This is a genomic window from Amycolatopsis kentuckyensis (assembly GCF_002155975.1).
GTDB classification, from domain to species: domain Bacteria; phylum Actinomycetota; class Actinomycetes; order Mycobacteriales; family Pseudonocardiaceae; genus Amycolatopsis; species Amycolatopsis kentuckyensis.
Genome location: NZ_MUMI01000500.1, coordinates 1 through 7,013 on the forward strand (window position 1 = coordinate 1; position 7,013 = coordinate 7,013).

Genomic DNA, 7,013 nt, shown 5'->3' on the forward strand with positions numbered 1-7,013 from the left:
CCGACGGCGAGTAGCGCAGGGGCAGCGGACGGCGGGGCCGCGCGCCGAGGAGCCGGTAGGCCGTGCCCAGCTCGGTGGCCAGCACGACGGCGTCGCAGGCGATCCGCTCGCCCGAGCGCGTCCGGACCGCGCGCACCCGCGAATGCACCCGCTCGAGCCACGCGGCTTCGGTGCCGAACCGCACGTCCGCGCCCGCCCGCGCGGCGGCCCCGGTCATCGCCCGGCCGATCTCGCCCATCCCGCCTTCGGGGTAGTAGACGCCGCCGACGGTGTCCATGTAGGCGATGACGCCGTACGCGCCGATCGCGCGAGCCGGGTCGAGGCCCGCGTAGAGCGCCTGGAAGGTGAAGAGCCGCCGGACCCGCTCGTCGCGCAGGTAGCGGGCGACGCGGGGGCCGAGCCTGCCGAACCCGCCCAGCGCGCCGAGGCGAGCCAGCTCGGGGCGGGCCAGGTCGAGCGGCGAATCGAAGTTCGCCGCCAGGAAGTGGTCCTTCTGCACCGCGTACAGCTCGGTCAGCCAGCGGCGCAGCGCCCGGTAGCCGGCCGCTTCGCGGGCGCCGGCGAAGGCACGGATTTCGGCCTCCATCGCGTCGCCGTCCGTGCGCAGGTCCAGCGAGCTGCCGTCGGCGAACCGCGCCCGGTACGCCGGGTCGAGCCTGGTCAGGCGCAGGTTCTTGGCGAGGGGCTCGCCGACCGCGGCGAACGCCTCTTCGAGCAGCTCCGGCATGGTGAGCACGCTCGCGCCGGTGTCCACGGCGTTGCCGTCGAAGCTCCGCTGCCCGGCCCGGCCGCCCGGGACGTCCGCCTGCTCCAGCAGGGTGACCCGCCGTCCCGCGCCGAGCAGGTGCAGGGTCGCCGAAAGACCCGCCAGCCCGGCTCCGATGACGACGACGTGGTCGGCGGGACCGTCGATCGTCCGCACGTCAGTACGTCCGCTGGGTGGCCTTGACGACGAGCCCGGTCAGCGCCGCGGGCGCCGGCTCGGCCAGGTGCGCGCGGTCCAGGGCGGCCATCGCCGCCGTCGTCAGCTCGTCGATCCGGCGCTCGACCGCGTCGACCGCGCCGACCTGCTGCAACGCCATCCGGACGGTCTCGACACCTTCGTCGGACAGGTCCGCGTCACCGATGGCGTCCGCGATCACCGTGGCCGCGGCCTGCTCGCCCTTCTCGGCCGCGAGCTGCAGGCCGAGCGCGGCGAGCAGGGTGCGCTTGCCCTCGCGCAGGTCGTCGCCGGCGGGCTTGCCGGTGACCGACGGGTCGCCGAAGACGCCCAGCAGGTCGTCACGCAGCTGGAACGCGACGCCGACCTCGCCGCCGAACTCCAGCAGCGTGGCGATCAGTTCGGGGGAGGCGCCACCGAGCGCGGCGCCCAGGTGCAGCGGCCGCTGCACGGTGTAGGCGGCGGTCTTGAGCCGGTCGATCTTGAGCGCGGCCTCGACCGAGGCGTCGCCGGTGGCCTGCGTGCGGACGTCGAGGTACTGCCCGGCGAGCACTTCGGTGCGCATCGCGCGCCAGGCCGGGCGGGCCGCGGCGAGCGTCTCGGCGGGCAGCGGGGCGTCGGCGAACATGTCGTCCGCCCAGGCCAGCGCCAGGTCGCCGACCAGGACCGCGGTGGCCAGGCCGAACGTCGTGGGCGAGCCGAGCCAGCCGCGGTCGGCGTGCAGCTTCGCGCCGGCGATGTGCACGGTCGGGTTGCCGCGGCGGGAGTCGGAGGAGTCGATGAGGTCGTCGTGGATCAGCGCGCACGCCTGGATCAGCTCCAGGCTGGACACCGCCTGCAGCACGCCCTCGGCGTCCGGGCCGTCCGGGTCGCCGCCCGCGCCGCGCCAGCCCCACCAGGCGAACGTCGGGCGCAAGCGTTTGCCGCCACCCAGCACGAACCCGCGCAGCGCGTCGATCCCGGCGGCCACGGTGGGCTCGGTTCCGAGGATCGTGGCGCCCGCCCGATCGAGGAACCCGGCCAGCGCGCGCTCGACGTGGGCGGGCAGGTCACGGTCGGCGGCGGGCGCGTTCATGCCGCAATAATCGCCGAACGCGCGGGGACGCGGGCCGCCGGGGCACCCGGATGTGGCGAATCAGACTCCGGCCGTGGCGGCCCAGAACGGACCGGTGAGGCCCGCTTCGGCGAAGTAGGCGACGGCGTCCTGCGGTTCGCGCCGCCGGTAGCCGCGCTCCAGCCGGCCCGCGTACCAGCCGCGCGCGAGCCGCCAGAGGGTGACCAGGTCGAGCACGGAACCCTTGGGCTGCCCGGTTTCCGCCAGCCAGGCGTCCACACAGGACTCGCAGCAGAAGAGGCGCTGGTTCGCGCACGTGTGCAGCACGTCGTCCCACATCCGCACGGCGGGCACCAGGAAGTGCGCCACCTGGGTGCCTTCGGGCGGTACGGACCGGTTCACGACGAGCGCGTGCGGCTGCCCGCACCCGGGGCAGCGGGTCGCGACGAGCACCTCCGGCTCGGCGTCGACCAGGTGCGGGATGGCGAAGGAGTCCCACGCGCAGCCGCCCCACCACAGGGTGTGCGCCCCCATCACGGAGAAGCCGAGCGACTTCGCGGCGAAGGGGTGGGCCAGGACGACGTGCTCGCACTCGTCGAGCACCAGGTGGTGGGCGTCGGCGAGCCGGTGCAGGGCCTGTTTCGCGACGGCCAGCGAGCCACCCGCGGCGTCGGCCAGCTCCGGAGCGCCCGGCGCCCGGCCGTGGCGGGCGAAGGCGCGGTACACCGCGAGGCGCACGTCCTCGTCCCAGCTCGCGTCGTCGTCCCTCACCACCCCAGTTTAGGCCTCGAAGGTGACCCGGATGACTGTCTCGCGACGCGGACGGGGGCTCCCGCATGGCGGGCGTCGGCCCTTAACATGCCGGTATGACGTCGGTGATCGAGCGGTTGCGCGGAGACGGGCCGAAGTTCTCCATCGAGTTCTTCCCACCCCGGGACACGGCGGACGAGGCCGTCCTGTGGAAGGCCATCCGGGAGCTCGAGCCGTACGACCCGGCCTACATGTCGATCACCTACGGCGCCGGCGGCTCCAGCCGCGACGGCACGATCCGCAGCATCGCCCGCGTCGCGACCGAGACGACGCTGGTGCCGATGGCGCACCTGACCGCGGTCAACCACTCCGTCGCCGAGCTGCGCAACGTGATCGGCTGGTACGCCTCGGTCGGCGTCCGCAACATTCTCGCGCTGCGCGGCGACCCGCCCGGCGACGTCTACGGCGACTGGATCCCGCACCCGGAGGGCCTGCAGTACGCCGAAGAGCTGGTCCAGCTCGTCCGGGAGCTGGGTGACTTCTGCGTCGGCGTGTCGGCGTCCACCTACGGCCACCCGCGCTCGCCCGACCTCGAAACCGACACGAAGTACCTGGTCCGCAAGCTGCGGGCGGGCGCGGACTTCGCGATCGCCCAGCTGTTCCACGACGCCGAGGACTTCCTGCGGCTGCGCGACCGGGTCGCGGCGACCGGCTGCGACGTGCCGGTGCTGCCCGGCGTGATGCCGCTGACGACGTGGCGGACGCTGCAGACGACGATCAAGCTGTCCGGCGCGCCGGCCCCCCGCAAGCTCCTGGACCGGCTCGAACCGCTGGCCGAAGACCCCAAGGCGTTCCGCGCGGCGGGCATCGACGTGATCACCGAGCTGTGCGAGCGGCTGATCGCCGAGGGCGTGCCGAACCTGCACTTCTACACGTTCAACCGGTCGAAAGCGACGCGCGAGGTGATCGCCCGGCTGGGCCTCGTCCCGGCCCGTGCTTAAGTACGTACCACTGGGTACGGGTGGCCCGGTAGCGTGCGGCGCATGGCTTCTACTGCTTCCGAAGGCGTGCACGAAATCTGTGACCGCTACGTCGACGACTACGTGGCCGCGGACCCGGTCGCGGCGACCGTCCACGGCGTCGCCGGCCACGACCACCGGCTGACCGACTACTCGGCGGACGGCTTCGCCGCGCGCGCCGGCCTGGCCGCGCGGGCGCACGCCGCCGTCACCGCCGCCGAGCCGCGGGACGCCGCCGAGCGCGCCGCCAAGGCCGTGTTCACCGAGCGCGTCGGCCTGGAGCTGGAGATCCACGAGGCCGGCCTGGACGTGGCGAGCCTGAACGTCATCTCCAGCCCGGTGCAGGAACTGCGGATGGCGTTCGACCTGATGCCCTTGGAGACCGAGCAGGACTGGGCGGTCGTCTCGGCCCGGATCGCCGAGGTCCCCGCAGCGCTGGCGAACATCCGCAGCGGCCTGCTTTCGGCGGCCGACGCTGGGCACGTCGCGGCGCTGCGGCAGGTCGCGAAGGTCGCGGAGCAGTGCGAAACGTGGGCGGGCCTGAAGGAGGAGAGGGGCTTCTTCACCGAACTCACCGGTGGTGCCTCCTCGACGGCGCTGAAGGCGGATCTCGAGCACCGCGCGCGGGCCGCGGAGGAGGCGTTCGCGGAGTTCGCCGGCTTCCTGCGGGCCGAGCTGGCGCCGAAGGCCCCGGTCAAGGACGCCGTCGGCGAGGACGTCTACCGCCTGTGGTCCCGCTTCTTCGTCGGCGCGGCGCTGGACCTGCGGGAGGCGTACGAGTGGGGCTGGGCGGAGTTCGCCCGGATCGAGGCCGAGATGCGCGCGGTGGCGAACCGCATCAAGCCGGGCGCCTCCCCTGCGGAGGCCGCGGCCGCTCTCGACGCGGACCCGCGCTACCGCATCCGCGGCCGCGCGGAGTTCGAGGCGTGGATGCAGCGCCTGTCCGATAACGCCCTGGAGTCGTTGCGCGGCAAGCACTTCGAGATTTCCGACCGCGTGATGGCCCTGGAGTGCAAGATCGCCCCGCCGGGTGGCGGCGTCGGCGCGTACTACACGCCCCCGAGCGAGGACTTCGCTCGCCCGGGCCGCATGTGGTGGTCCCTCCCGGCGGGTCGCGACGAGTTCATCACCTGGCGCGAGACGAGCACGGTGTACCACGAGGGAGCACCGGGTCACCACCTCCAGATCGCGACGGCGGTGGACCAGCCGACGGGGCTGAACAAGTACCAGAGGCTGCTGGCGTTCACGTCGGGCCACGCGGAGGGCTGGGCCCTGTACGCGGAGCGCCTGATGGAGGAACTGGGCTACCTGGCCGACGACGGCGACCTGCTGGGGATGCTGTCGGAGCAGCTGTTCCGCGCCGCCCGCGTGGTGGTGGACCTGGGCATGCACCTGGAGCTGGAGATCCCGGCTGGCACGGGCTTCCACGAGGGCTCGCGGTGGACGCCGGAGCTGGGCCTGGAGTTCATGCTGACCCGCACGATCACGGACCAGGCCCACATCCGCGACGAGGTCGACCGCTACCTGGGCTGGCCGGGCCAGGCCCCGGCGTACAAGATCGGCGAGCGCCTGTGGCTGGCGGCCCGGGCCGACGCGCAGGCCCGCGCGGGGGCGGCGTTCGACATCAAGCGCTTCCACACGGAGGCACTGAAGATGGGCGGCATGGGGCTGGACACGCTGCGGGAACAGCTGTCCCACCTGGACTGAGCGCTCGGGAGCGGGGTCACCGAAAACCGGTGGCCCCGCTTCGCGTCTTCCCGATAGGTTCCGCTCGTGCGCCGAATCCTCTTCGTCACCCCACCGCCCCGCGCCTGAGCGGGGTGGTCCCTCGCCGCGTGGCCTTCGAGGCCCGCGGCTGTTTCGTGGTGCGCACCGCCCCGCGTCGTCGATCTCCCTTTCCTTCGACGCAGGAGCGTTCCCTTGGTGTCCTTGCCCACGCGCGCCCGTTCCTCGGCCGCGCTCGTTCTCGCCGGTGTCCTCTGGGGCACCGGCGGCCTCGCCGGCTCGCTGCTCGCCCGGCGGGCCGGCCTCCACCCGCTCGCCGTCGCCGACTACCGCCTGCTCGTCGGCGGCGCCGTCGCGACCCTCCTCCTGAAAGGCCGCCCCCTTCCCCGCACCGCGGAGGCCGCCCGGCGCGTCCTCGCCGTCGGCGCGCTGTTCGCCCTCTTCCAGGCGAGCTACTTCGCCGCCGTCGCGCTCAGCTCGGTGAGCGTCGCGACGATGACCACGATCGGTGCCACGCCCGTCATCGTCACGCTCGCGTCGGTGCGGAAACTCCGGCGCTGGACGCTGGTCTCCGTGACGGGCACCCTCGCCGGCCTGGTGCTGCTCCAGTGGTCACCGGGCGAAGCGATCTCGTTCGGCGGCCTCGGCTGCGCCCTGCTCGCGGCGGCCGGCTTCGCGACCCTCACCCTGGTCACCGCGAAGCCGGTCGAAGGCCTGGATCCGCTGGCGACGACGGCGTTCGGCTGCCTCACCGGCGGCCTGCTGCTCCTCCCGGTGGCGAGCTGGTCCGGCATGGCGATCCCGCTGCACGCGGACGTCCTCGCGATCGTCTGCTACCTCGGCGCGGTTCCGACAGCGCTCGCGTACGCCGCGTACCTGCGCGGGCTGGCCGACGCGCACCCCGTGCTCGGCTCGCTGTCGGCGGTGCTGGAGCCGCTGACGGCCGCGGTGCTCTCCGCGGCGCTGCTCGGTGAACGGCTGAGCGGCACGGCCTGGTGCGGCGCCGCCGTGCTGGTCGCGGCGCTGGTCGTCGGCTACTGGCGGCCCGAGCCGCGCTGACGAACGCCGCCCCTCGGCTCAGCGCGGGTCGAGGGGCAGCGCCCGCCCCAGGATCGCGAACGGCCGCGGGTCGCCGGCGAAGTGGTAGTCGCGCAGGACGTCGACGAACCCGGTGCGGCGGTAGAGCTTCCACGCCCGGCTCGTGCCCTCGGGCGTCGACAGCAGCACGTTCGCGCTCGGGACGCCTTCCAGGAGGCTGCGCAGCAGGTCCTCGCCGATCTGGTGGCCCTGGTTCTCCGGCCGGACGTGGATCTCGGTCAGCTCGAAGTAGTCCGACAGCCAGCGGTCGGCCTCGGCGGCCCCGGACCGGCGGCTCAGGCCGTGGCGGACCTGCTCGTGCCACCACTGCCCGGCCCGCCCGCGGTAGCCGTAGGCCACGCCGAGCAGGACGTCGTCGGCGTCGAGCGCGGCCATGCAGCGCCAGCCCTCACGCAGCGCGTGGGTGAGCCACATCGGCGCGCGCTGC

Annotated in this window: 7 protein-coding genes; 3 read left to right on the forward strand and 4 right to left on the reverse strand. The window is 73.7% G+C overall.

The genetic code is table 11. The annotated features are described in order from the left end of the window. The 3 genes from crtI to merB all read right to left on the reverse strand — a co-directional run. Window positions 1-922, reverse strand: a 922-nt coding sequence (crtI, locus tag CCN39_RS38800) for a phytoene desaturase family protein (RefSeq protein ID WP_143264313.1), incomplete at its 3' end; no start/stop codon positions are given. A 1-nt stretch (window position 923) separates the two neighbouring features. Then, window positions 924-2,015 carry a polyprenyl synthetase family protein gene (locus CCN39_RS38805; RefSeq protein WP_086850891.1) on the reverse strand — a complete coding sequence of 364 codons (1,092 nt, stop codon included), beginning with the start codon at window positions 2,013-2,015 and terminating at the stop codon, window positions 924-926. A gap of 60 nt (window positions 2,016-2,075) precedes the next feature. Then, complete coding sequence (merB, locus tag CCN39_RS38810; protein WP_086850901.1) at window positions 2,076-2,765, reverse strand: organomercurial lyase; 690 nt, start codon at window positions 2,763-2,765, stop codon at window positions 2,076-2,078. 95 nt (window positions 2,766-2,860) lie between these two features. On the opposite strand from merB, the gene CCN39_RS38815 reads away from it, so the two are divergent. The 3 genes from CCN39_RS38815 (at window position 2,861) to CCN39_RS38825 (ending at window position 6,547) form a co-directional block, all read left to right on the forward strand. Further along, complete coding sequence (locus CCN39_RS38815) at window positions 2,861-3,745, forward strand: methylenetetrahydrofolate reductase (RefSeq protein WP_086850894.1); 885 nt, start codon at window positions 2,861-2,863, stop codon at window positions 3,743-3,745. A gap of 42 nt (window positions 3,746-3,787) precedes the next feature. After that, window positions 3,788-5,470, forward strand: a complete 1,683-nt coding sequence (locus tag CCN39_RS38820) for a DUF885 domain-containing protein (RefSeq protein WP_208630583.1) — start codon at window positions 3,788-3,790, stop codon at window positions 5,468-5,470. A 213-nt stretch (window positions 5,471-5,683) separates the two neighbouring features. Beyond that, window positions 5,684-6,547, forward strand: coding sequence for a DMT family transporter (locus CCN39_RS38825; protein WP_086850899.1), 864 nt, complete (start codon window positions 5,684-5,686; stop codon window positions 6,545-6,547). Between the two features lie 18 nt (window positions 6,548-6,565). Here the strand turns inward: CCN39_RS38825 and CCN39_RS38830 are convergent. After that, window positions 6,566-7,013, reverse strand: a 448-nt coding sequence (locus CCN39_RS38830) for a GNAT family N-acetyltransferase (RefSeq protein WP_086850903.1), incomplete at its 5' end; no start/stop codon positions are given.